Annotated in this window: 21 protein-coding genes; 4 read left to right on the top strand and 17 right to left on the bottom strand. The window is 31.7% G+C overall.

Translation table 11 applies throughout. The features are described from left to right. Window positions 1-2 precede the first annotated feature (2 nt). The 3 genes from J2S15_RS07195 to J2S15_RS07205 all read right to left on the bottom strand — a co-directional run bounded on the left by J2S15_RS07195 (window position 3) and on the right by J2S15_RS07205 (window position 5,088). Window positions 3-1,034: a helix-turn-helix domain-containing protein gene (locus J2S15_RS07195; RefSeq protein ID WP_307406829.1), complete on the bottom strand. Its 1,032-nt coding sequence runs from the start codon at window positions 1,032-1,034 to the stop codon at window positions 3-5. Between the two features lie 227 nt (window positions 1,035-1,261). Next, window positions 1,262-3,703 (bottom strand): toxin Cry1Ac domain D-VI-related protein, encoded by a 2,442-nt coding sequence (locus tag J2S15_RS07200; RefSeq protein WP_307406831.1) that lies wholly within the window; start codon window positions 3,701-3,703, stop codon window positions 1,262-1,264. 38 nt (window positions 3,704-3,741) lie between these two features. Then, window positions 3,742-5,088, bottom strand: coding sequence for an RNA polymerase sigma factor (locus J2S15_RS07205; RefSeq protein ID WP_307406834.1), 1,347 nt, complete (start codon window positions 5,086-5,088; stop codon window positions 3,742-3,744). Window positions 5,089-5,322: 234 nt separating this feature from the next. On the opposite strand from J2S15_RS07205, the gene J2S15_RS07210 reads away from it, so the two are divergent. Beyond that, entirely contained in the window at window positions 5,323-5,715 is a 393-nt protein-coding gene (locus tag J2S15_RS07210; RefSeq protein WP_307406835.1) for a hypothetical protein, read from the top strand. 44 nt (window positions 5,716-5,759) lie between these two features. Here J2S15_RS07210 and J2S15_RS07215 read toward each other — a convergent pair whose 3' ends face one another. Beyond that, complete coding sequence (locus J2S15_RS07215) at window positions 5,760-6,824, bottom strand: Mbeg1-like protein (protein ID WP_307406837.1); 1,065 nt, start codon at window positions 6,822-6,824, stop codon at window positions 5,760-5,762. Window positions 6,825-6,838: 14 nt separating this feature from the next. Continuing rightward, window positions 6,839-7,798, bottom strand: a complete 960-nt coding sequence (locus J2S15_RS07220) for an L-lactate dehydrogenase (protein ID WP_307406839.1) — start codon at window positions 7,796-7,798, stop codon at window positions 6,839-6,841. A 141-nt stretch (window positions 7,799-7,939) separates the two neighbouring features. On the opposite strand from J2S15_RS07220, the gene J2S15_RS07225 reads away from it, so the two are divergent. The 3 genes from J2S15_RS07225 to murI are packed head-to-tail and all read left to right on the top strand — an operon-like array spanning window position 7,940 to window position 10,190. Continuing rightward, window positions 7,940-8,767 carry a Cof-type HAD-IIB family hydrolase gene (locus J2S15_RS07225; RefSeq protein WP_307406841.1) on the top strand — a complete coding sequence of 276 codons (828 nt, stop codon included), beginning with the start codon at window positions 7,940-7,942 and terminating at the stop codon, window positions 8,765-8,767. A gap of 1 nt (window position 8,768) precedes the next feature. Further along, the gene (locus J2S15_RS07230) at window positions 8,769-9,368 is read left to right on the top strand and encodes a GNAT family N-acetyltransferase (RefSeq protein WP_307406843.1); all 600 of its coding nucleotides are present in this window, start codon (window positions 8,769-8,771) and stop codon (window positions 9,366-9,368) included. A 57-nt stretch (window positions 9,369-9,425) separates the two neighbouring features. Beyond that, entirely contained in the window at window positions 9,426-10,190 is a 765-nt protein-coding gene (murI, locus tag J2S15_RS07235; protein ID WP_307406844.1) for a glutamate racemase, read from the top strand. A gap of 11 nt (window positions 10,191-10,201) precedes the next feature. On the opposite strand, the gene J2S15_RS07240 is transcribed toward murI, so the two are convergent. The 12 genes from J2S15_RS07240 to J2S15_RS07295 form a co-directional block, all read right to left on the bottom strand. Next, window positions 10,202-10,582 carry a hypothetical protein gene (locus tag J2S15_RS07240; RefSeq protein WP_307406846.1) on the bottom strand — a complete coding sequence of 127 codons (381 nt, stop codon included), beginning with the start codon at window positions 10,580-10,582 and terminating at the stop codon, window positions 10,202-10,204. 28 nt (window positions 10,583-10,610) lie between these two features. Beyond that, window positions 10,611-11,375, bottom strand: a complete 765-nt coding sequence (locus J2S15_RS07245) for an SDR family NAD(P)-dependent oxidoreductase (RefSeq protein ID WP_307406848.1) — start codon at window positions 11,373-11,375, stop codon at window positions 10,611-10,613. Next, window positions 11,372-11,812 (bottom strand): MerR family transcriptional regulator, encoded by a 441-nt coding sequence (locus J2S15_RS07250; RefSeq protein ID WP_307406850.1) that lies wholly within the window; start codon window positions 11,810-11,812, stop codon window positions 11,372-11,374. Before J2S15_RS07250 ends, J2S15_RS07245 begins: the two co-directional genes overlap by 4 nt. A gap of 101 nt (window positions 11,813-11,913) precedes the next feature. After that, window positions 11,914-15,579, bottom strand: coding sequence for a toxin Cry1Ac domain D-VI-related protein (locus J2S15_RS07255; protein WP_307406852.1), 3,666 nt, complete (start codon window positions 15,577-15,579; stop codon window positions 11,914-11,916). Between the two features lie 182 nt (window positions 15,580-15,761). After that, window positions 15,762-17,099, bottom strand: a complete 1,338-nt coding sequence (locus J2S15_RS07260; protein ID WP_307406853.1) for an RNA polymerase sigma factor — start codon at window positions 17,097-17,099, stop codon at window positions 15,762-15,764. A 185-nt stretch (window positions 17,100-17,284) separates the two neighbouring features. Continuing rightward, on the bottom strand, window positions 17,285-20,161 hold the full coding sequence (locus tag J2S15_RS07265) for a hypothetical protein (RefSeq protein ID WP_307406855.1): 2,877 nt from the start codon (window positions 20,159-20,161) through the stop codon (window positions 17,285-17,287). Between the two features lie 167 nt (window positions 20,162-20,328). Continuing rightward, window positions 20,329-20,868 carry a cysteine hydrolase family protein gene (locus tag J2S15_RS07270; RefSeq protein WP_307406856.1) on the bottom strand — a complete coding sequence of 180 codons (540 nt, stop codon included), beginning with the start codon at window positions 20,866-20,868 and terminating at the stop codon, window positions 20,329-20,331. Between the two features lie 100 nt (window positions 20,869-20,968). Then, the gene (locus J2S15_RS07275; RefSeq protein ID WP_307406857.1) at window positions 20,969-22,006 is read right to left on the bottom strand and encodes an ABC transporter permease; all 1,038 of its coding nucleotides are present in this window, start codon (window positions 22,004-22,006) and stop codon (window positions 20,969-20,971) included. Beyond that, window positions 22,003-23,517: a sugar ABC transporter ATP-binding protein gene (locus J2S15_RS07280; RefSeq protein WP_307406859.1), complete on the bottom strand. Its 1,515-nt coding sequence runs from the start codon at window positions 23,515-23,517 to the stop codon at window positions 22,003-22,005. Before J2S15_RS07280 ends, J2S15_RS07275 begins: the two co-directional genes overlap by 4 nt. A 59-nt stretch (window positions 23,518-23,576) precedes the next feature. Next, the gene (locus tag J2S15_RS07285) at window positions 23,577-24,545 is read right to left on the bottom strand and encodes an ABC transporter substrate-binding protein (protein WP_307406860.1); all 969 of its coding nucleotides are present in this window, start codon (window positions 24,543-24,545) and stop codon (window positions 23,577-23,579) included. A 48-nt stretch (window positions 24,546-24,593) separates the two neighbouring features. Then, a complete protein-coding gene (locus J2S15_RS07290; protein WP_307406862.1) occupies window positions 24,594-25,565 on the bottom strand; it encodes a Gfo/Idh/MocA family protein in 972 nt (323 codons plus the stop codon). Between the two features lie 15 nt (window positions 25,566-25,580). Next, the gene (locus J2S15_RS07295; protein ID WP_307406864.1) at window positions 25,581-26,390 is read right to left on the bottom strand and encodes a sugar phosphate isomerase/epimerase family protein; all 810 of its coding nucleotides are present in this window, start codon (window positions 26,388-26,390) and stop codon (window positions 25,581-25,583) included. Window positions 26,391-26,402: the final 12 nt, after the last annotated feature.

The following is a 26,402-nucleotide window of genomic DNA, read 5'->3' on the forward strand; positions in this document are numbered from 1 at the left end:
CATTAGTTATTCTTTCTTTTACTATCTGATGCCACTCCACCAATTAAAAGCACAAGTGCTGCAATCATCATGATTAATCCAGTTATAACTTTGATGTTTCCATCAAGGTAAGTTAAGTCATTCCATCTTGTGAAATCCACTGCTAACAGTTTAAATGCTGCTCCATCTGTAAATATATGCAGCACTTCGTTTATAAACACAACGTATACTGCACCTACTGCTAAACAGATGGATGCTTTGATTTGGTTGTTAAGGTTTGTATAACGAATTACTAGCATATAAATCCATGCAAGTAATAATGAAATTATAGTAACTGGATATGCTACAGCAAATAACTCAGTTACACTTGCAGTAAATAGTGTTGTTACTGTTACTAATACAAATATTAAGATTGTATCAACACTAAAACATAAAAGTGTTTTATGATGTTCTAAGTTTCTAGGTAATCTAATTTGTCTTAGAACAATTGGTAAAAATACAATCATGAATCCTAGTAATACAGCAAGCATTGTTACAATTAACCAATTACCTCCATATAGAATTCTACAAATAACAAACAATAAATTTAATGATAGATAAAATGCCCCTAATGTTTTAATACCTTTATATTCTTCAACAAGCATAGGTACTACAGTTAATGAGAATGCAATTGCTTCTCCTCCTAGAACTACAAAGAACCAAGATAATGTATGATCAATTACCAGATTACAAATAAAGCATATTAGTAATGAACTTAAGTATACAAACATAAACCCTTTTCTGTAGATATCCACGATTCTACGAAAACGCTGTGCCTGTTTCTCTACTTTTCTTTGCATCGTATCTTCGCTAGCTGTAATTAATTCATGTTCTGTAATTCCTAATGTTTTACAAATTGCTGATACAAGTGTTATGTCTGGATAAGAAATTCCCCTCTCCCATTTCGACACAGCTGACTCAGTCACAAACAACTGATCCGCTAAATCCCTTTGTGTTAATTCTGCTTCTTTTCTCTTTTTACTTATGAACTTTCCAAATGTAAGTTTTTCTTCCATGTGAAATTCCTCCTTGCTACAACACCCATTATACGTTGCGTAAACCTACCGTCAATCAAATCCGCCCAATTTGAACTCGACCAGTAAGCCAGTCCTTTATTTATCGCATATTTTGAGGTTTTCTACAATATAAAATTTGATATATTTTTCTTGCTTTACATAAAAAATACAGACTGCACATAGAATAATATTTGTGCAATCTGTATTGTATTTATTCATTTTTTTTATTATTTCTCTTCTTTTCTTCTCTTTGTTAGTATTATTAGTCCTGCTGCTGATACCAGCATACCTAAGTATAATGAAACATTCGTTTCATCTCCAGTAGTCACACTGTTACCTCCAGTAGTTGAAGAAGTACTTGGATTTACACTTGGTTTTTGTACTGGTGGTTCTACTGATGGATTACTTTGTTCATCTAATTGCTTCTGAGCCTCATCAATAATTGCCTGAAGTTCATCCTTCAATTCTCCATCTGGTAGTTTATTAACTAAATCTTGAACTTTATCAATGACCTTTTGAGTAACTCCTGAATTTAAGTTGCCATCTTTATCTAACAAATCATTTGCTGCATTTTTCGCATCTAGCATATCCTGCGCCTTATCGATTTCTTTTTGTAATTCATCTTTTAGTGATCCATCTGGTAACTTATTTACTAAGTCCTGTGCTTTATCGATATCATCTTGGGTTACACCATCTGCAAGATTATCTTTCTTATCATTAAATAAGTCATCTACTGCATTTTTCGCATCTAACATGTCCTGTGCTTTATCAATCTCTTTTTGCAATTCATCCTTTAAGTCACCACTTGGCAATTTATCTACTGCTTTTTGTGCATCATCAATATCTGTTTGAATTAAATCATCAGGAATATCTGTATGTGTTCCATCTGTGAATAAATCTTCTACTTTATTCTTAGCATCTAACATTTCTTGAGCCTTGTCAATTTCCTTTTGAAGTTCATCTCTCAAATCACCACTAGGTAGTTTATCAACAGCCTTTTGTGCTTCATCAATATTGCCTTGTGTTAAACCATCAATAATATTAGTATGTGTTCCATCTGTAAATAGGTTTTCTACTTTTTCTTTTGCATCTTTTTCATTAAACTGTCTTTGTGCTTCATCAATTTTATCTTGTAATTCTGTTTTTAGCGAACCGTCTGGAAGTACATCAACTTTACTTTGTGCATTATCAATTACTGATTGATTTACAACATCTGTAATTGTACCATCATCATTAAACATTTTATTTACCGTTGTAGTCGCATCTAACATGGATTGTGCTAAATCAATGTCTTTTTGTAAATCTGTTTTCAGTTGACCATCTGGTAATGCACTAACTGCCTCTTGAGCATCGTCAATACTTTTTTGAGTTGTGATATTTGCTAAATTTGTTTTTGTTTCATCTCCAAACAATTCACTTACTTGTGCTTTAGTATCCAACATACTTTGTGCTAAATCAATATCTGCCTGCCATCTATTTTTTTCTGAACCAGGAGCAAATTCATCTGCATTTTGTTGGGCTTTATCAATATCTGCTTGAGTTAGTCCATCAACTATATTTGTTTTATCATCTGTCAATAACAAACTAGCTAAATCATCATTCAAAAATGTTCCCGTTCCTTCAGCCAATGTTGAAATATTTGGACGCGCTTGAATTAAATTTGTTCCTCTAATATCTAAGTAATTTAAAGTTGTACTTGATGCAAAACCTACTGCTGGATTTCCACTTAAATTTGGATTTTCTCGAAATCTAGCATCAATTAAACTTGGTAATGTATAGATTTCATTAGGTATTGTCCCAGATAAATTGTTACCATGCAAATATAAATTTTTGAGACTTCCTAGATTTCCTAAAGAACTTGGAATTTCACCTGAAAGTTGATTATACTGCATATATAATCTTTCTAGATTAGCTAAACTACCAAGACTTGAAGGAATGCTTCCACTAAAATTATTATTGTTTAAATAAAGTGATGTTAACCTTGTAAGTGATCCTAGTTCCTCAGGAATGGTTCCTGAAAGTTGATTTGAATGTACTTGAAAATCCACTAATCTAATAAGATTTCCAATGCTGCTTGGTATTTCTCCAGTGAATTGATTATATGATAAGTTTAAAAAATTCAGATTTGCCATATTACCAATATCCGTTGGAATACTTCCTGTAAATTGATTTCCATTCAAATACAAGTGTAACAGTACTGGATTAGTAAAGTTTTCTATTCCATCTATTGTTCCTTTAAGTTCTTGTGCTTGAACATCAATCTGAGTACCAGTCCATGATGCAGCTTCTGCTTTACTAATCACACCATCGTCATTTCCATTTGGTGCAGCATCAATAGCTGGGTATTTTTTTAAAATTGCATCATGTAATTCTTTTGATGATTCTGGAAATGCTGCATCTGTTGCAGCTCTTGTACTTGATAAAGAAACGGTTTGTGGATTTACCACTTGTTGATCCACAACGGTTTCTGAAGTTGCCTCATTTTCTATAGAATTACTTTCTTCTATTTCTTCATCTAAAATTTCTTTCGTATCTATTATTTCTACTTCTTCTTGAATCTCTTCTAATTCTTCGTTTTCATTTGCATTTATATAATTTGCAGTTGTTAAACTAGCTAACATTCCACATGCTAATAGACTTATTAAAATCTTTTTATTTTTTAATTTCATTTTTTCCTCCATATTTATTTGATATTACTCACCATTGCTTATTTTAGAAATAAATCATATCCAATATATAGCCCATCTTTATTGAATATAATGATACTTACCATTTCTTCAAAGTTTCCATATACACGTAAGTCTTTTGAAATATTGAATTTTTCACCTTTATACTCCAAGTAAGAATTATCATAATCGATTTGTGATAATTCATCATTTACTGTAAGTTGAAGATAATTATTATAATTTTGAATACCTGTAACTTCTGGTGCATACTGATCTATGTTGTCAACTGAAAATAAGATTACTTCATTATCTATCATTAAAGAATATGTTCCATTTTCATGAACAGTGAAGAGTACTCTATTATCTTCTCGATTGTTATCTATTTCTTTATTATCAAACAGTACCTTTACACCTTTATTATTCATACTTGGTTTCAGTTCAATTTCTATGTCTAAACTATCTCTTTGTGGAAATGTAATATAACTGATGTGTTCAATATATAAATCTTGTTTCGTTTTATTATATTCATCATTATTATCTATCAATTGTGAACTTATCAAATCTTGTTGATGATTGTTATCATCAGATGAAGATAACAGCATAAATGACAGTATAATCATTAATACTAAAAACCCAACAATTGTTGCAATTAATCCTGCATGACTTGATAAAAATTTTAAATACTTCGATGATTTAGATGCATACATATTTGTGTCATAACTTAAATCCTGTCTGCTGCACACTTCTTCTCTTGCCTCTTGAAGAATCAAACCTAATAGTGGTAATAAAACAATTGTATATAATCTTACATTGTTCTCTTCCTGATATTCATTTATTTGTGTCTCTAAATTCTTTCTACCAGCATGTAAACGAGACTTTACTGATCCAACATTATAGTTCAGGATTTCTGCTATCTCATTAATTTTCAATTCTTCTAAATAAAACAATGTTATTACTTCTCTTTGCCTTGTAGGTAGTTTATTTATAAAAGTAACTATTAATTTCTTTGTTTCATTTAAATCATATGCTTCACTTGGTATATGTTCACGTCGCTCTTCTCTAATTCGAGTTTCAAAACTTTCATTGTATTCATCGTTTTGAGGAAACTCAAAGTCATTCTTTTTATATTTTCGAATATACATTAGACAACGATTTCTTACCAAGCGATACATCCATGAATTGAAAGCTTCTGGTTCTTTTAGATCATCAATATTATCAAGAATCCGAATCATTGATTCTTGCATTGCATCTAGCGCATCTGCTTCTTTTCCAATAATAGTAAAACACCAGTAATATACTTTCTTTGCAATCTGTGAGTATAATAACTCAAATTGTCCTTTATCTTTTTGGACCGCTTTGACAATTTGGGTAAGCTCTTTCTTATTCATTATTTTCGCCCTCCTTATACCTTTCATTACTTACCCTTGTTACCTTAGGTGCATTGAAATAATGAAAGGTTCGTTTCATAATTAAAAATATTTAAATTTTTCTACCATTAATTAGTAGTAATTTTTGGAGATATCGTTCATTATTTATATTTTTCGTTACGATGAAGAGAGAACAAATTCTAATAGTGCTATAATTAGTATAGGAAAATAGATATTTGAAAGGAGGAATTAGTTATGGCAATTTCAAATATAAAAGCTACATTCCCATATAATATTAAGACTGTTTGGAATATTGTTACTTCATTGGAAAACTACTCATGGAGAAGTGATATTTCTAAAATTGATGTTATTAGTGACAGTAAATTTATTGAGTATACAAATGATGGATATGCAACTACATTTACAGTAACAGTGAATGAACCATATAAGCGATGGGAGTTTGATATGGAAAACGATAATATGAAAGGTCATTGGGTTGGGATATTCTCCTATGAGAATGAACATACTACAATTTATTTTATAGAGGATGTAATAGCAAAGAAGTTTTATATGAAACCATTTGTGAAATCATATTTAAAGAAACAGCAAGCTCAGTATGTTGCGGATTTAAAAAACATATTACCTTAAACATAAAAATAGGAAGGCAAATCTCAAATTGTGAGTTTGTCTTCCTATTTATTTATAATTAACCACTTCAGCATTGATCGTATCGTTGCTAGAATATGGGTTCGAATATCTTTATCCATATCCTTAAGATGTTTTAGTAACTCTCTTGAATACGTTCTCCATGAACGTGTAAACTCGTCGACTGTAGTAAGATCACAGCTTTGAATCAGTTTATAGACACCATCAATAAACTGTTCCTTTTCTTCATGTGTAAGTGTTTCTACCCAATCTAGGATTCTTCGATTTACTTCCACGAAGGTTCCTTTCTGATTATCAAGATAGATAAATTCTCCATGTTCAATAATCCAAGAATAAGGATCATGTTGGTTTAACCATACTGCTTTACTCTTAATGATATTGCGATTGGAAACTTCCTGATCAAATAATACTCCTACAATCGAAGCTGGTGGAGTGAACTTTACAATCTTATCTTGTAAGTTTGCTTGAACATCTCTTGTTGGATGACCTGGTCCATCAAAGTTGTATACTTTGTTTATCTTATTTTGCAACTTTGGATCCATATGATGTAATCCATATACTGCAATGTTTCCACCTTTGGAATGACCTGCAATATAGATATCACCAGACAATCTCTTTACAATATCATCCAGATACAACGCTCCAGCTTTCTGTGAAGGAATTTCATCCTGCAGTACCATATTGAAATCTTCCTTCCATCCAACAAATGTTTCATCAGTCCCGCGAAATACTACACAGTTTGTTCTCCACAGTTTAAAGGTCATAGCACAGAACTGTACCTCATTCTTTTCATCTACATAATCCACAAAATATTGGATACGTAAACGAGAATAGCGCTTGCTACTGGCTAAGGCAAGTAATAAGCGCTTATTTTTCGGTCCATTTAGTATACTGTCTTCTACTTTTTTCATATCCAATTGCTTTATAATCTTTTGCATCGAAATACTTTTCTTCATTGGATATCCTTTAAAAACTTCGCTAAAGTCTACATAAGATAACTGAGAAAATACCAATGCATCAATTTCATTGAATGGTTTTTCTTTCATTTTTGTATTTTGATATTCATAAACATAAGAAATCAAATCTTGCATAGACTACTACTCCTTTATAATAATGGATCTACAGTTTCTTTAATGATCTTTTCAATGTTTTCGCATGATTGATCAAACTTGCATTGGTCCACTTCATTTAATGGTAATTTCAGTATATCACGAATTCCATCTCTTGAAACTATCGCTGGCACTCCAATGTATAATCCTTTTTGTCCATACTCACCATTTTGGTAAGCAGATACTGAAAGAATTAAATCTTCATTGTTTAAAATTGCTGCAACCAGACGATTTAATGATAAACCAATTCCATAATAAGTAGCATGTTTCTTTTCAATAATTTCATATGCTGCATCACGTACTTCATTATAAATTTCTAATAAATCCTCTAATCCTTTTCCTTGTTCATCTAATAGTTCTAATAAACTCTTAGATCCAATATAAGAATTTGTCCAAGAAATAAAACTTGAGTCCCCATGTTCTCCCATGATGTATCCATGTACATTGTTTGGATTAACATCCAGATATTTACCAATCATGTAACGTAATCTTGCAGTATCTAACATTGTTCCTGAACCAAATACTTGGTTTGTTGGAAGTCCTGTTACTTTTTGTACTACATAAGTCATAATATCAACTGGGTTACTTGCAACAACAATGACACCATTGAAACCACTCTTTTTGATTTCTTCACTGATGCCTTTCATAATTTGAGTGTTGATTGCAGTTAATTCCAATCTAGTTTGTCCTGGTTTTTGTGCCGCTCCTGCAGTTATTACAATTACACTTGCATCTGCACATTCTTCATAACCACCAGATTTAATAACCATCTTACTATTTGCTGCATAAGGAAGCCCATGTGATAAATCCATTGCCTCTCCTTCTGCCTTATCTTTATTCACATCCACTAACACAAGTTCATCAATTCCCCTTTGTGTTAATAAACTATATGCCATACTCATTCCTACAAAACCGGTACCTACCAGTACGATTTTTCTGTTTCCTATTTTATTCATAAAGTATATCCTCCCTTTTGATAACCATATTTTAACCTTTTTATAATAAAGATACTATTTATATGAATAGAAATCTTCGGATTGCCCCTTTATTATTGGCTTTATGCTATAATATTGGGGTACGACATAGAGGAGAGAAACATGTATAAATTACTAGCACTTGACTTAGATGAGACATTATTCAATGATGATCATCAGATTGATGAAGGAAATAGAGAAGCGATTGCAAGAGCAAGAGCTGCAGGCGTTAAAGTTGTTCCATGTAGTGGAAGAGGTCCTGGGTTTTTAGGAAGTCTGTATGATGATTTGGATTTGATGCATGATAATGAATATAGTATTTTAACAAATGGAGCCATTGTAATAGAAAATAGTACAAATAAAGTAATTAGCTGTACTCCATTACCGTTTGAAAAAGCTAAAGAACTATTTGAATTTGGACTAAACAAAGATTTGGCAGTAGAAATATTTACTCCTGAAAAAGTATATTTTTATCACACTACGGAAGAAACAAAGGAACGTGTTAATAACTTTGGAACCAATCTTGTTTTTATGGACAATGATGATTTTGATTTTCTTAAAGATAAAATAATAATAAAAGTCCTTTATGAAAAAGTTGGAGGTTATGATTACTTCAGAAGTTTTGCAGATGAGATGAAACCAATTGTTGATGGTCATGTAACTACATCGTTTTCTAGTAACCGCTTCTACGAACTAAATGCAATAGGAATTCACAAGGGTGTTGGATTAAAAGCTTTAGCTGATCACCTTGGAATTGGTATTGAAGAAACAATTGGTGTTGGTGATAACTTTAATGATGTTGGATTAGTGAAAGATGCGGGTCTTGGAGTAGCAGTTTCAAATGCCATTGACGAAATCAAAGATCTTGCTGATGTAGTAACCAAAGCAACAAACAATGAAAATGCAATTGCAGAAGTAATTGATACTTATATCTTGGATACAGGTAAATAATATGTTAGATAAATCGCTACCTTATTACGATATTATCATGAAGGCAGATTTTGCAACAGCAACTGCTCATAAGATAATTGACCTACCTGATGGATATACTTATAAAATGTATGAAGATGGTGATGAACAGAAGTGGGCCCAGGTAGAAACGAGTGTTGGAGAATTCAATTCAGTTGATGATGCACTAGCTTATTTCAATAAAGTATTTGCTCCTTATAAAGAGGAACTATATAAACGTATGTGTTTCATTCTAAATGGAGAAAGACAGTATGTAGCAACTGCTACAGCATGGTATCGCGAAAATGAAACTGCTCATTTCCCATTGTTGCATTGGGTGAGTGTATCTCCAGATGCACAAGGACTTGGTTTAGGGAAGGCTGTTGTCGTATACGCGTTGCATCAGTTTCTAAGTACGGAAATCCCAAAGACAATTTATTTACATACACAGACATGGAGTGCTCCTGCAGTTGGTTTGTATGGTAAGCTGGGATTTCATATAAGTTATGAAAATTTCTTTGGCCAATCCAGTGACAAAGAAGCAAAAGCAGTATTAGAAACTGTTTTAAAAAAAGAAATAATCGATATGATATATAGAGTGTAACCTTTCAATTTGAAAGGTTCTTTTTGTGTTATAATATTTGTAGTTTGAGGTGATGAAATGATAAATGAAAATTCGCCAATTGGAATTTTTGATTCTGGTTTAGGAGGTATTAGTGTATTAAAAACATGCCTGGAGGTTTTACCAGAAGAGCACTTTATCTATTTTGGAGATTCTGCCAATTCTCCTTATGGAACAAAACCTAAGGAAGAAGTAGTGAATCGCTGTATTGAAATCTGTGATGATTTCATTGATAAAGGAGTAAAAGCAATTGTAATTGCTTGTAATACAGCAACTAGTGTAGCTGTACAAACATTAAGAGACAGATATTCTATTCCTATTATTGGAATGGAACCTGCACTAAAGGTTGCGGCTAATGGAAAAGAAAATCAGAATATCGTAGTTATGGCGACACCACTTACGCTAAAGGAGAAAAAGTTCGCAAAACTCATGCATCAATATGATAGTTATAATCAGATTATTAAGATGCCTTGTCCTGATTTTGTAAGTATCGTGGAAAATGATGGTTCTAATATTCAACAGGCTGTAAACAATCAGATTGATCAATATAAGAATGAACTTGATGATAAACATATTGATAGTGTCGTTCTTGGATGTACTCACTTTGTATTTCTAAAAAACGAGATTCAAACTTACTTTGGTCCTTCAACTGTTTTAATCGATGGTAATCTGGGAACAGCAAATCATTTGAAACACCTTTTAAATCAAGATAACCTATTAGCAAAACAAAATAAAAAAGTGGATATTTTTAATTCTGATGAATCAAAACTTCCACTAAGTAATCGTTTATTAACTTCTGAGTAATCAGAAGTTTTTTATATCCTGCTAGGTAGTTCATCTTCTTTGTCTACCTCTTCCTTTATATAATCACCAAAAGATATAAAGTCACCATAATTTGTATACTCCAGCATCGCTCGGTTTCCTATTTGTAGACGATTGTAAAAGATTGGATCTATTATAAATGTCTTTTCTTTATCTGGTAACTGAAAAGTTACTTCATGAGAAGTGTAGTGACTCATGGAACGACTTGCACGATTTTGAACATCATATGTTTCTTTACGTATAACGGTTGCCAATTCTCGTATGTGTTGTTTTCTTTTTCTATTATAATCTGGAAGTATATATACTAGTATTGTTCCTATTACCAATGCTAGTAAAACTATTCCTGCAATTACGCTAAATATGTTATCACTCATAGGATTATTATATCCAGTTATTATTTATCTACTTCTTTCTCATCATCCACAATAAGATTTTATTTACAAATGCAACTGGTGCTATCTTTGAAGAAAAGTACATTCCTTTTGTGTACCAGCCAGGAACAATCATATTCTTATTTTTCATTAATCCACGATACCCAATTGCAGCAACTTTATCTGCTTTCATTACTACTCCAGTAAATAGTGGAGTGGATTCAATATCTGACTTTTTCGCAAACTCAGTCTCAGTCGCTCCTGGACATAATGCACTTACTGAAACTCCATGTTGTTTTAACTCTACATGCAGTGCTTTTGAAAAAGATAACACATAAGACTTTGTAGCTCCATATACTGCACCATAAGGTAATGCCGCAAAGGCTGCTGCACTTGCAATATTTAATATCTTTCCTTGTTTTCTCTGAACCATTCCTTGTACATAATAACCTGTTAAAGCTGTAAGAAACGTATTATGTAGTTCAACCATTTCTAATTCTTTGTCTAAATTAGATTCATGAAAGTTACCATGCTCATAAAACCCTGCATTATTAACTAGAATATCAATTTGCTCACTTACAGTTTCAAATACTTCTTTAGCTGCATTGGGTTTGGCTAAGTCAAATGCATATACAGATACTTGAATCGAAAATTCTTTCTCTAACTCTTCTTTCTGCTTCTTTAATTTCTCCATATTTCTCGATACTAAAACTAAGTCATATTTATCTTTCGCAAATAATCTTGCAAATTCATACCCTAATCCACTGGTTGTTCCTGTTATTAATGCTGAACTCATCGTATTGTGCCTCCTGGTATCAGCTTTTTGAAGCTCTCCCACTCATCTTTATAGTCATAACAGTTATTCTCTTCTTCACCTGCTATTACACGCTCATAATAGCTTAATTTCTCTTTCAGTGCCATTGAGATAAACTGGTATGCTTTCATTTGTTCTTCAATATAGTGTTGATGCTTTTCTAATATTTCTTTTCTCGCTTCCACACTTTCTCTTCCCTGTGGAACCAGTTTGATATACTGCCTAATATCTCCAATACTCATTCCTGTATCTCTCATTGCTTTAATCATATAAATCCATTCAATGTCATCTTTAGAAAAGACACGACTATTGTTTGTATCACGAATGATTGTAGGTAATAAACCTTCTCGATCATAGTAATGTAAGGTAGAAACCTTTAGTTCTAATTCATCTGCTACCTGCTTGATTGTATAGTTCATAATTGTACCTCTGGATATAGCATACACTATGAAGTGCACTTTATGTCAACAGAAAAAAAGAAGAAAATCATAAAAGATTCTCTCCTTGTAATTCTAATTATTTATTTTTGCTTCTTAAATCTTCTAATTCCAATATAGAATCCAGATACTACAAGTAATGAAATAAGCATCATTAGGTTTGTTGAATCTGATGTTGAAACACTTGGATTATTTGTAATCACTTTGTCATTTGGTGGAGTTGAAGGTTTTGCAATAACGCCTGTTCCATTCTTATTAGCATTTAAAATATCCAATTGATTTTGTACTTCTTTTAATTTATCCAATAGTGAATCCTTCAAAGAACTATCTGGTAATTTATTAACCAAATCTTTCGCATGATCAACATCATCTTGTGTTACATCATCCTTGATTGTTCCATTACCATCAATCAAATCATTCACTGCATTTCTTGCATCCAGCATTGCTTGTGCTTTATCTACTTCCTTTTGCAGTTCAGATTTTAATTCGCTTTCAGGAAGTCTATTTACTGCCTTTTGAGCATCATCAATTACTGCTTGATCGGTACTATCTTTAATTGCAGTATGTGTACTATCTGTAAATAAATTATCTACCTTGTCTTTAGCATCCTTCTCCAACTTTTCTCTATCTTTTTGTTTTTCTCTTTCCTCAAGTTGATCTTTTGCTTTGTCTACTTCATTTTGTAATTTATCTTTTAAATCACCATCAGGTAATTCATCAATCAAATCTTCTACATCCTTGATATCATCATCGTCTATATCATCTTTGATATTTCCATCTTTATCAAATAAATCATCAACTGCATTGATTGCATCTAACATATCTTGCGCAGTATCTAATTTATCCTTTAATTCTTCTTTCAGTTTTCCATCATCAATATTATTTAGAACTTCTTTTGCTTTATCTAAATCATCTTGTGTAACATCATCACTTAAGTCTGTTCCATTTTCACTAAGTAAATTATCAAATGGCAAGAACTTAATCGTTCCTTCCTCAATAACAATTTCTCTAGGATAAATGATTGTTTCATCTCCTGTTGTGACAGTTGATCCATCTGGTAGTTTTACACTAGTTCCATTGTCTTCAATCTCACCAACTTTATCAGCTGGTACTGTTATTACATAATCATCAGAAGAAACATTTCCATCTTTATCTACATTCGCTGGTCCCGATACATATGTTTTATCTCCATCATTATTTACCACTGTACTTCCTGCAGGTAAGCTTGACGATGGTGTAACTGTATCAATTATAACTGAACCATCCTCTGGTACTGTTATCGTAATTGTTTCTCCACCAACTATTGCTGTTCCATTTTCATCAATAATATTCTTTGAGAATGTATAGTCTTCATCTGTAGTGATTACTCCATCACTCACAGAGAACCTACCATCAAAATCATACACACCATCACCAGTAATTACGGTTCCACTGCCAAGACTAATCTTTCCATTTTCATCAATATCATTTAGTGAAGCCCCAATAACAAGATTCCCTTCATTATCCATAAGTGCACCTTGTGATAAATCAGTAAATGCAGTTACTCCTATTCCTATGAAACTATTCTCTTCATCATATTTAGGAACTCCTACAGCATACTGTGCATTCATAGATGGTGCAATTACATAGTATCCAGATGTTGCATCCCACGAGAATGCACCAGCAGTTGCACTTAATCGAACCATAGGAGTATTTTTTTCTTTACTCCCTGTAACATAAAATCCAGTTAGTTTGCTTAAATTAGCATTCGATGCTTTTGAAATAGATAAATTTGTTAGTGTATTGATTCCAGATAAATTAACAGATAGTTTAGGATTATAAAACGAATAAAACGTTGTTAGCTTTGTAAGTCCAGTCACATTAACATTATCTAGCATATTAGTATTTACATGTAATGTTGCCAAATTACTCATATGGGTAACATCTAGTGTTCCTACCAATTTATTATCATCTACTCTTAATATTGTTAGTTTACTGTTGTTTGATATATCTATTGTTGTTAGTTTGTTTGTATTCACACTAAAACTTGTTAAGTTAATCGCGTCTGATACATCTATATCTGCTAATTTATTATTACTTGCATTCAATAGTTCTAATGCTGTATTTCCTGACAATCCTAATTCTGATAATACATTTCCATGTACATACATTGTTTTAAGTTTTGCTAAATTAGATACATTTATTTTTTCTAATTGATTAGCATTTGCATAAAATGATGATAAATTTTCCATATGTGTAACATCTAATGTCCCTGTTAGTTTATTTGCATCTACTCTTAATGCTGTTAATTTACTATTTTTAGAAACATCTACAGATGTTAATTCATTTGTATTTATATGAAGGCTTGTAAGATTTAATGCATCTGTAACATCTATATTTGTAAGTCTGTTATTAGATACATTTAATAATTCTAATGTTGTATTTCCTGATAGCTTCAACTCTACAAGTGAGTTATTATTTGCATAAAATGTCTTTAGTTTAGTAAGTTCTGACACATCAATCATCTCTAATTGATTAGCATTTGTATAAAGTAATGATAACTCTGACATATGAGTAAGATCTAAAGTTCCTGACAATTTGTTTGCATCTACTCTTAATGTTGATAATTTATCATTTTGAGATAAATCTATTTCTGTTAATTCATTCGTTTGTATTTGGAAATTCGTTAGTTTTTTTGCTTCCGTTATATCAATATCTGTTAATTTATTATTACTTGCATTAAGAAGTTCCAATGCTACATTTCCTGATAAACTTATTTCTGTTGCTAGATTGTTGTGTGCATAAAATGTTTTTAATTTACTAAGTCCAGATACATTTACTTTTTCCAACTGATTAGCATTTACATATAACGATGTTAAACTTTCCATATGTGTAACATCTATTGTTCCTGTTAACTTATTTGCATCCAATCTTAGTGTTACTAATTTATCATTATTAGATAAATCTATTTCTGTTAATTCATTAGTATTTATCTGAAAATTTGTTAGTTTTATTGCATCAGTTACATCAATATCTGTTAGTTTGTTACCGCTAGCATTTAATATTTCTAATAAAGTATTATTTGATAAGTTTAGTTCTGTTAATAAATTACTTTGAACATATAATGTTTTTAATTTCTCAAGACCAGAAACATCAACCTTTTCTAATTGATTAACATTAACTGTTAAATTTGTTAATTCTGACATATGTGTAACATCTAACACACCTGTTAGCTTATTTCCATTTGCAATTAACGATGTTATTCCAGTGAAGTATTCTATTCCAACCAATGATTCAATACCCATACTTGCTACACTAATAGATGTTCTTGCTTCAATCTTATCAATATCACTTTGAGTTATAAGTGTACCTTTTTCTGTAGCATCGTCATAACCTGTTTTCCCTAATACAGTTACTGCCACCCATGATCTGAAAATTGAATCAGGAAAGGCTTGTTCAAGAGTTGTTACACCATCAACCAATCCACTACTATAAGCGACAATGCCTGAAGTTGGAACTACATCAACTGTATCTATAGTTGGTGTAATTTCTTTTATTTCCTCTTCAATAAGATCTTCATTTTCAATTTCTTCTAATTGCTCTTCATCTTCAGTCGTTTCATCCTCAACGACACCCACTGTTTCTTCTACCTCTTCTTCTGTTACTGATTCTTCTATTTCAGTAGCTTTTACTGCTGAAGTAATTATTAAACCAAATATTAAGGTTAAAATAGTTAGGCTACTAATTAATTTTCTTGTTGTTTTTCTCATATTTTCCTCCAATAGTTAAGTTTTTCCAAAGTTTCTTTCTATATCTATTATTTGAAGGTTATCCTTATCAAATGTATGTAAAGGGCGTGTTACATATAAGATGTAAGGATAACCTTCAATTAGAGACCTATTTTAAGTACTCTGCATAATAGACGATTAAGATTTGAAAAAAAACGGATTTTTTATTTATTAATTTCATATGTTACTTTTTTTCCTGTTTTATCTTGTAAAACAACTACGTATTCTTCTGTAAACTTTTCCTCTAATTTATGACTTTTTGAGAAATAGTATTTCTGATTACTATAATTAACATAAGAATTATCATAATCTAAATGATTATATTCATCATCAATATGTAAAATAGTATAATGGTCAAACGTTTCTACAAACATAAGTATAGGTAGTTCTCTATCGATATTTGTAATTTCAAATCTACTTATATCTCTTTTTACCTTTATTTCATATTCACCATTTTCTTTGGCATAAAATACAATATGATTGTCAATGAATTCAAAGTCTTGTATTTCATTATTGAAAGTTATTTTGATATCTTCTTCTTTCACATCTTTCGCAAGAAGTACTTCGACTTCGACTTCGTAACGTACAAAGGTTTCATCATAATGAATTTCATTGATATAATGATCTTCTCTAGACATATATTTAGAAAACATTATAGATAATGAAGACATACTAAATGGATTGGTGTTATGTTCTGATGTATTTTGCATCATATAAGCACTTATCAATACCACAGATATTAAAGTTCCTACAGACACGAGTGTCACAATACTTTTCACGCTTATTCCTTTAACGATATTATGTACTTTACTTGGATTAGTGAATTGAAGTTCTCTTTGTACACCTTCCCATACTTCTGCAGATGCTTCCTTACTCAACATATTGTCTTTCGCTATTTTCTCTAACACAAAGAGAATAATTGGCACTCCAGCAATTGAATAATAATGATTGCTAGTATATCCTTTTTCTTTCAATGTAGTGGATACTTTTTTACTGATTACTTTGATTCGATCACGTATTGTGCTTATTGGAATCGAACTTATTTCTGAGATTTCTCTTACCGAGAACTCTTCAAGATAGTATAAAATTGCAATTGGCATATATTTGTTTGATAAGCCTTCTATCTCGTTCTTTACAATTTCAACTATCTCCTTGTTGTATAACTCCATATTTGATTTCTTATCCTCCTTAAAGTTTGAAATCAACGTTTCTTCTGGCAAATAAGTCATCTTTTTATGACGCTTCATATAGTCTAAACTTTCCCTATATGCAATCCTATTTATCCAAAACCGAAATGCTTTAACATCTTTCAGTTGTTTAATTTCTTTTAAAACTTTAATAAATACATTCTGAGTAATGTCTTCTGCATCAGCTTCACTTTTTGTGATTGATAATGCATAAAGGTACACTTGATTCTTATAGTGTGAAAACACCTTCTCAAATGCCTCTTTATCATTTTCTTTTAACCTCACAATATATTTTTCATCCAATATATTCTTCATTGATTCGCCCTCTTTTACATTTGTATTTAATAGACGATTGAAATCACTAAAAAAACGGATTTTTATGAATTAATTTCAATATCTATTTTTCTCGTACTTTCTTTAGTCGTAATTTATTGAATATCCGTTCATTTTTTTCACAAAAAAAAGTACAAGCTTTATGTTGCTCGTACTTCTTTTAAATATTAATGTTTTATCTTTCTATATACATAAATACTTCCAATACCAAGTGATACTACAAATAACAGTAAGAGCAAACCTATATTCGTTGTATCTCCTGTTTTTAATCCATCTGTATTCGTTTTATCGTTTGATGAACTGGTTGTCTCTTTATTGCCACCATCACTTACATTGTTTTCATTGTCAGTGTTATTATCAGTATTGTTATTGTCATCTGGTGTACTACCATTATCAGTTCCTGGTTCTTCTCCTGAGTTGTTACCGTTGTCTGTTTCACTTCCACCATCTTCTCCATCATCATTACCTTCTTGAATGATACGGAAATAAACTTTAGCATTTTCATTTTTTCCTGCGTCAGTAGAAGCATCATACAAACTTAACTCTAAATAGTTTTCACCTGTTTTTAATCCTGTGATAACTTCGTCACTTTCTAAAGTGATTTCATCTGAATAATTAGCTGACTGTATTCTTGCCGTTTCATTCGTATCTGATAGTATTGCATATTTCCATACATGATAAAAAAACAAACGAGTACTGTCTTCTTCATCATATTCATTATCATACATCTTCACTAATTCTATTAAATCAGAAGTTGTAATGGCAGAACCTTCAGGTACTGTTATTGTATATAAATCAGTTGCTACTGTGTTATCTATTGGACGTTTTCCTTCATAGCGAACACCATCAACTTCCACATAAAGATAACTTTGGTCTTCTACTTTATCCTCTGTAATATCAAAGAAGTTATACAATTGTTTACTTACTTCTCTCACTGTATCCTTCACTGGTAATGGACCAGCAATCTGATTACCATCAAACGAATATTCGCTCAAACTATCTGGAAACATACCATCTTTCACAATCAGCCTCGCTAAGAGATTACCAGATAAATCCAATGTTTCAATTTCTGGAAGATCAAGTTGTCCCAATGATTTAATCTTTAAATCATGAAAATCAATACTTGTTACTTTGTTTGCTGAAATTGAACCTATTTTATCAATTGTGATCTCTACACCATTGAGTGGTTCTATTACTAATTGACTATTTACTGATTCATCATATGTTTCTACCTTAATATCACCAATTGAAGAAATTGATGTTGCCGTCTCTATCGTCAAACTTGCTGATGTGTCAACTGCGTTAAAATCATTAGGCAGTTCTTTCTTATTTATAATTAAATTACCAATCTTTTCTGTTCTTCCAAACTCATAATTTTGAATAGTAATTGATGATTGTGATCCAGTTAACTCAATATCTCCCAGTTCTTGTATTTGACTCTCTGTTAAATACGCAACTGATGCATCAGTAACCATTTCTATAGAATCGACTTTATCAAACTTTGAATAGTATGAAGTAAAACTACCACTCGTATTTCCTTGACTTGCTAATTGTGGTGAATTGATAACTATCTTACCTAGGCTTTTAGAGTTGATATTTGTCATTCCTACGGAACCTTGAAAACCATCAAAGGTACCAGTTTGGTTATTTGTAACTTGAATTCCTTCTATCGTATCAATAATAGATGTGGAAAAATGATGGTAAGAGGAACCATATGGAGAATTTAGATTAGATTCTATTAATCCTAACGATTCTATATAATTATCATTCATACTAGTAAAGTAAGAGTCATTTGAATTGGATGATTCACCTATATTTTGAAATGTAACTCCTCCCACTTCTTTTATATAACTTTGAAATAAATTATCATATAACATTTGAGAACTGATATTCTTAGTTCCAATTGAATTAGCAGTAACATTTATAAAATTTATCAAGACATTTGAAGATTCTCCGCCTTGAATGTTGATATTTCCTATTTTATCAAATAATGAATTTGTAATATAAACCATTATTGATTGAACTTCATCATCATAGGAATTACCATTTATATCTTTCACATCTCTAATAATGGAATTTTCAATATGAATTGATTCATAATTTGAATCAGTAATCATTGGCAACTCACTAATGTACGCATTATTTATAGAAATTCTTTTCAACCCCTGTAAATTTATACCTGATAGTTCTAAAGGCTGATTTGTCAAATCACTTGCAGCATCTGCATACGTATAATTATTAACTAGATTATTAATCAGTGTTGGATCACCATCCTGAGTTGTTTCAATATGATTATCTTTATTTGCTTCAATCTTATTTGCAACATCATCATTAATATTCTTTATATCTAAATCTAATGACTTCACATTTGCAGTTTGGATATTTGAAAAGGATACTAGTTTAGGAGTATCTACAATACTAATATTCGTTTCTTCTGCATTATAAAAATCAATATCAAGATTCGTTATAGATTTTAAATTTTCCATTTGACGAATATCAATATATTTTAGTTTTGTATTTGCATTCTTATAACTAAAACTTACCTTTTCCATACTAGCTAAGTTTTCCAAAAAAAGTGATTGCAGATTAGTAAAAACACTTAGATCACTTGGAAAGTCTGCACTGTTTGAATTGCTAAAGATTAAAGACTGAATGCTTTGCAATTGTGTAAGTGTCCATTCACTTTCACCTGGTGTTGATAATGCTGTATTAATTGCATCAACAATATATCCAAAATCTCCATCACCAAAAAGCTCTGTTATTGAATAACTTGTGTCTAATTCTGCATCCGTTGTTACAATATTACTATTTTGTTTTTCAATTTCTTTATTTTCTGTCGTAGTGATTGAATCACTCTCTATCGTTTCTTCTTCAATCGTTTCTAATTCTGGTTCTTCTATAGTAGTTGTTTCCTCTGTTTCATTTGTTGTTTCCGTTGTCTCTTCTTCAAGTTCATCTTGAGCAAAAACAGCAGTTGGTATTAGCATACCTAATATCATTACAAGAAGTACAAACTTCTTGAATATCTTCATATTTTTGTTCATTAATATCTCAACTTTCTGTCTATAAGTTTAGTAAAATCAAGCTCACTTATTTTATAGATATTGAGATATTTTCTCATGGAAATTATATTTTGTAAATTACTTTGCCTACCTCTAAAATCGATTGTTTTTGCCACAAAAATGTGTCAAAAAAAGAAGGTATAAACCTTCTAATTCGTATGATCTAATTCCTGAACTATCATTTCAACCGAAACAACATCAGCATACCTACCATCCCATATCTTTTCTTCATAATATCGTACTAAATCTTTTGCTTTGAAGAACTCATTATCATAGGTTGTCGTTGTGTCTTTGGGAACAATTACTTTGTATCCATTTTCAAATGCTACTTTGCAGGAAACATCAAAGCAGTACTCACTCTGCATACCACAAAGAATTAGATTTTTCGCATGAATTGATTTCAGGTATTCTTGTAGTTTTGTCTGATAAAACATACTGTTATATTGTTTATCAATGATTTTATCATCTGCCTCTGGCTCTATTTCTTTATAAATCTTCCAGCCTTCACTTCCATACTCCAGTTCATCGCCAGTTCCTCCATCATGTTGAATATAAACAATAGGAACATCATTATTCCTAGATACTTCTATAAGTTTCTTTATATTCTCAATAATCAGTCTTTCATTATAAGGATGATCTTCAACTAAAGCTATCTGCATATCAATAATAATTAGTGCATCATAATTCATAAGTGGCTCTCCTTTGTACTTATTTATTCTAACATTTCTATACAAAACCAAAAAGAGTTATTATACTCTATCAGCGATAAACTATAACAACTCTTTCGTTTTATGAATTTTTTTCTTTTCTTTGAACTAATACAGCTACAATTACAATGAACCCCTTAAATGCATCACGCAAGAATGGAGGAACACCCATCAAGTTCAGTAAGTTATTCATAACTGCAATAATTAATGTACCAATAATCGTTCCGGAAATGGTTCCTTTACCACCAGACATACTGGTACCACCAACTATAACTGCAGCAATTGCATCCATTTCAAATCCACTACCTGCATTCGCAAAATCCATTGATCCTATTCTAGATACTTGTAAGATAGATGCTACACCTACCATTAATCCGATTAATGCATATACACCTATACGTACTTTATCTACATTGATACCAGATAAACGAGCTGCTCTTTCATTTGAACCAATCGCATATACTCTACGACCAAACAATGTCTTTTTCGCAACGTATGCAAGTATAAGAGCAATTACAACCCAATAAATAATTGGTAATAAGTATTTTCCACCAATTTGGAAATTGGCAATCTTTAGAAATCCTGAAGGTACAATTAAACTTTTACTTTGCATAAAATGTTGTGTAACACTACGTAAGATTTGCATAGTACCTAAGGTTGCAATAAATGGAGGAATCTTACCTTTGGTAATAATTACCCCTGTAATACTACCAAGCAAAGTTCCAAGTAGTAGCGCTACCAGAACACCTATAATGAAAGCAGGTACTCCTGTGATTCCCATCGCTGTTAATATTCCTGTAGGTGTACCATTGATTAATAACATCATCACTGCACTTACTGCAACCAAAGTAGAACCAACCGCAAGTTCAATCCCACCAGAGATAATAACAAAGGTCATCCCTAAGGCAATAATACCAATGCTGGCATTGTTTCTTAGAATATTCAACCAGTTATTAATCCATGAATCAAACCAAGAACCTATACTAGGAAAGTTAAATCCTAATGCTAATGTCTGTAAGATAATCATAATCAACAGAGCAATACCAGTAGTAAAGATTGGATTGGTTTTCATCTGTAGTTTCATCGTTTCTAAAAACGAACTTGTTTTTATTTTATTCATTGTGACACCTCATTATTTGCATTCTCAAGTTTACTACCTGTTGCCAATGTCATAATTTTATGATCATTCATATCTGCTCCTCGTAATTCTCCTTGTATCTTTCCATGAAACATAACCAATGTACGATTGCATGTACGAATGATTTCCTGTGCTTCATTTGATAATAGAATAATTGCGACACCTTGTTCTGCCAGTTCATGGATAATATCATAGATTTCTTCCTTTGAACCGACATCAACTCCCTGTGTAGGATTATCTAGTATTAATACTTTTGGTCTACTAAGTAACCATTTTGATAACACTACCTTTTGTTGATTCCCTCCTGATAAACTTGTAATCAAATCACTATTTTTTCCCATTTTAATATTTAATGCCTGTTTCTCTTTTTCGAACTCTTCGCATTGTTTTTCTTTTTTTATCATGCCTAACTTATTAGCATATCTTCCTAGTGATACCAGAGTTCCATTTTCCAGTATATTCATATCACTAATAATGGCGTTTTCTTTTCGATTCTTAGGCACATAAGCAATATCATTATGTAAAGCACTGTGAATATTCTTTATTTTTATTTCTTTATCATTTAAATACACCTTACCTGTATAGTTTGGAGTATCACCAAATAAAGTAAGAAATAATTCACTTCTTCCATCACCTAGTAATCCAGTAATACCTAAGACTTCTTTTTCTTTTACTTCAAAAGAAATATCTTCAAAATCTTTATCATTTGATAATTTTTCTACTTTTAAAACTACTTTATTATTATCATCTACTTCTCGATGCAATACATCACTACGCACTTCATGACCTACCATATGTTTGGCAAGTTCATGTGGATTAGTACTTTTGGTTTCACCACAAGCTACCATCTTTCCATTTCTTAATACTGTATAGTTGTCACAGATTTCCATTACTTCTTCCAGCTTATGCGAAATAAAAATAATCCCCACATCCTGTTTCTTTAACTTTCGCATAATTCCAAACACTCGTTCTATTTCAGGTCCAGTCAGCGAAGTTGTTGGTTCATCCATAATAATGTAATTTGCATTCATCATTAATGCTCTGGCAATTTCCACAAACTGCTTATAAGAAGCATCAAGTGAAGATACCATTGCTTTTGGATCTAAATCAATCTGTAACTTATCAAAAATTTCCTGTGTTTCCTGAATCATTTTATTCATATCCAAAGAGAATCTATTCTTCTTAATTTCATTGGATAAGAACATGTTTTCATATACAGGTAAATCATTGATTAAATTTAGTTCCTGATGAATGAAGGCAATTCCTTTATGTAAAGATTGAGAAGGTGTATGAAACTGCACTTCTTGTCCATCAAGTACTATCTTTCCCTGGTCGCTGCTTAAGACACCACCAAGAATATTCATAAGGGTTGATTTACCAGCACCATTTTCTCCAAGTAATGCCAGTATCTTTCCACTTTCAACATTTAAATCAACATCATCTAATACCAGATTACTGCCGAAGGATTTACAAATGTTTTTCATTTCGATCATATGATAATCTCCCAATTATTTCAAAAAGGGTTAACGAAGCGTTAACCCTTCACTCTCCATTAATATGGTGAATTTTCATCTAAGAAATCTTCATAGTTTTCACGGTCAACAATTTGTGTTGGGATAACTACAACTTTTTCTACTTCTTCACCTTTTAAGATTTTTAATGCTGTTTCAACTGCATCTTCTACCATGTCTGGACTATACAATGCTGATGAAATCCAAATTTCTTCATTTTCTGGCATCATTTTGAAGTACTCTTGACTTCCTCCTCCACCAGTAATTACTTTAATATCTTTTCTTCCTGCTTCTGAGATTGCTTGTAATGCTCCAATTGATGTTTCATCATCCATTGAGAATACTGCATCGATTTGTGAATTTGCAGTCAGAATATCAGACATATCATTTAATCCTGCTTCTCTAGTAAATTCAGTAGCATATGTAACGATTTTTACATCTGGTGCGATTTCTTTCATTCTGTCTTCAAATCCTTTTTTACGAAGTTGAGCAACTGATCCTGATGATGGTACATCTAATACAACTACAGTTCCTGTCGTACCAATCTTTTCAACAATATAATCAGCTCCTAGTTTACCCATTTCTTCATTATCACCAGTAACACGGTAAACTCCATCGACATCAATTTCAATATCAAAGTTTACGATTTCAATACCTTCATCAATTGCTTCCTGGATTGGTACTTCCATACCTTCCCATTGTGGGAATGCTACAATTGCATCTGCTCCCCATGTTTTTAGGTCATCTAATTGTGTTGTCATTTCTGAAGCATTGTTACTAGTGTAAATCTTGTATTCAACTTCAGCATCTAATTCTTTTGCTTTTTCCTCAGCATAGTAAGCAACTGCTGCTACCCATCCATGGGTAACTGCTGGTGCCAAAATTCCAATCTTATACTTTTCTGTTGATCCTCCCTCATTTGCAGTGTCGTCTTTTTTATCTCCGCCACCACACGCAACTAATGAGAGTGCCATCACTGTAACTACACATAACTTTAATAGTTTTTTCATGCTCTCCTCCTTTGTAGTTATTACACTTACTTTTCGTAAGTTAGCACTTTATGAATGCTTCGATATTGTTTCTAAAATATCGATTACTTCTATTACTTGTTCAGGTCTTACAATTTCTGAAGCAGTTTTGTTTTTAATACATGAAACAAAATGTTTTAATTCTTCTAAATACATTCCTGTAGGTGGGACATTTATACCCGTACTTACTTTTTGTTTTTCTTCTACATCATAGTAAATAGAATCTCCATCCTCAGGATACATAATTAGATGTTCACCATCATTTAGCAGATATCCTTTTTCGAAATAAACACGCCATCGTGCACAGAATGGAATATTGGCATTGAACCAGGCAGCTTCTCCTACAATATTCTTATCCTTATATTTATATAAGAAACGATATTGCTCTGGATATTCCTTATTTCCACTGCATGATGTAAAGGTAATGTCTTTAGAAACCCCAAACAAACTGACAATTACATCCAAATCATGTACATGTAAATCAAATGGTATTAAGCCACTCTTTTCCTTATCAAACAACCAGCTGTTAACTGCCCACTTTGGCACTGCTGATAGTCTTTCAAAATAACCATCCAATACTTCTCCATACTGTTTACTGTTTATTACTTCTTTTAATATCTGTGTCTGTCTTGTGAACTGTACAACATGTGCCACATATAAATGACAAGACTGTTCTTTCGCATAATCAAACATCTTTTGCGCTAATTTCTTTTTTAAGGTTAAAGGTTTCTCACAAATTACATCTTTCTTATGCTTTAGCCCTTGCATTACATGATCATAGTGAAGGAACGTTGGAGTACATATATCTATCGCATCTACTTCTTCATGTTTCACTAACTCATCAATGCTTTCATAAAGTGGTAATTTCCACTCATTCGCATTATTGATATCATTTGATCCGTTACCTACAATAGCGACTACTTCACAATCATCTATATACTGATAATTTTTGTAATGGACATTACCCATACCTCCAGCACCTACAATCGCTATTTTAACCATACTTTTTCACCACCTTTAATATCCATATCTTTCCAGATATTCTTTTGATTTCATAACTGCATCATCAATTTCAGCTAAATCTTTTGGTCCATCTTGTGTAAACTCAATTTCAATACTGAATGGAGCATTGTTGTTGTGTTTCTTTAATAATTCAAAAATATCATTAAATGGTATATAACCTTTTCCTAAATAAGGAAAGTTCCATACATTCTGTTCACCATCTTTATCCTTAATATGAATATAAGCAATATCATCCATACATGCTTCCATGTCTTTTACGACATCTACATCACCATAGAATACAGCATTGGCTGTATCGTAAGCGACCTTCACATATGGCGAATCTACTTTCTTTACAATCTCATCAATGATGACCCCACTACCATGATCACCATGTACCTCCAGTACCAGCATCATGTCGTATTGTGTTAACAATGGAAGTAAACTTTTAATATTATTTACTAATTGTTCATCACTGGCTAATTCCTTATCTTCGATATGTGCTTCACCAATCGAAGATACAATGTACTTACATTCATAGAAATGAGCCAAGTGAATGTTCTTTTCAAAATCTACTAATCTACTTGTATCCATTAAGTTGCAATGTCCACTCATTCCAATTGGTATGATGTTGTTGTCATTTAATTTTTGTTTGATACGAAGTAATTCTTCGAAACTCATATCTGGAAACACATGCTCGGTCCAGCCCTTAGTAGCAGTCAATTCAATGTAATTGAATCCTGCCTTTGCAATTCCATCAATTGCTTCATCAATTGAGTATCCATGATAGCAATTAGAATTCACTGCAACAATTCTTTTTTTCATATAATTATAGGT

The sequence above is a fragment of the Breznakia pachnodae genome (assembly GCF_030814225.1).
Classification (GTDB): domain Bacteria; phylum Bacillota_I; class Bacilli_A; order Erysipelotrichales; family Erysipelotrichaceae; genus Breznakia; species Breznakia pachnodae.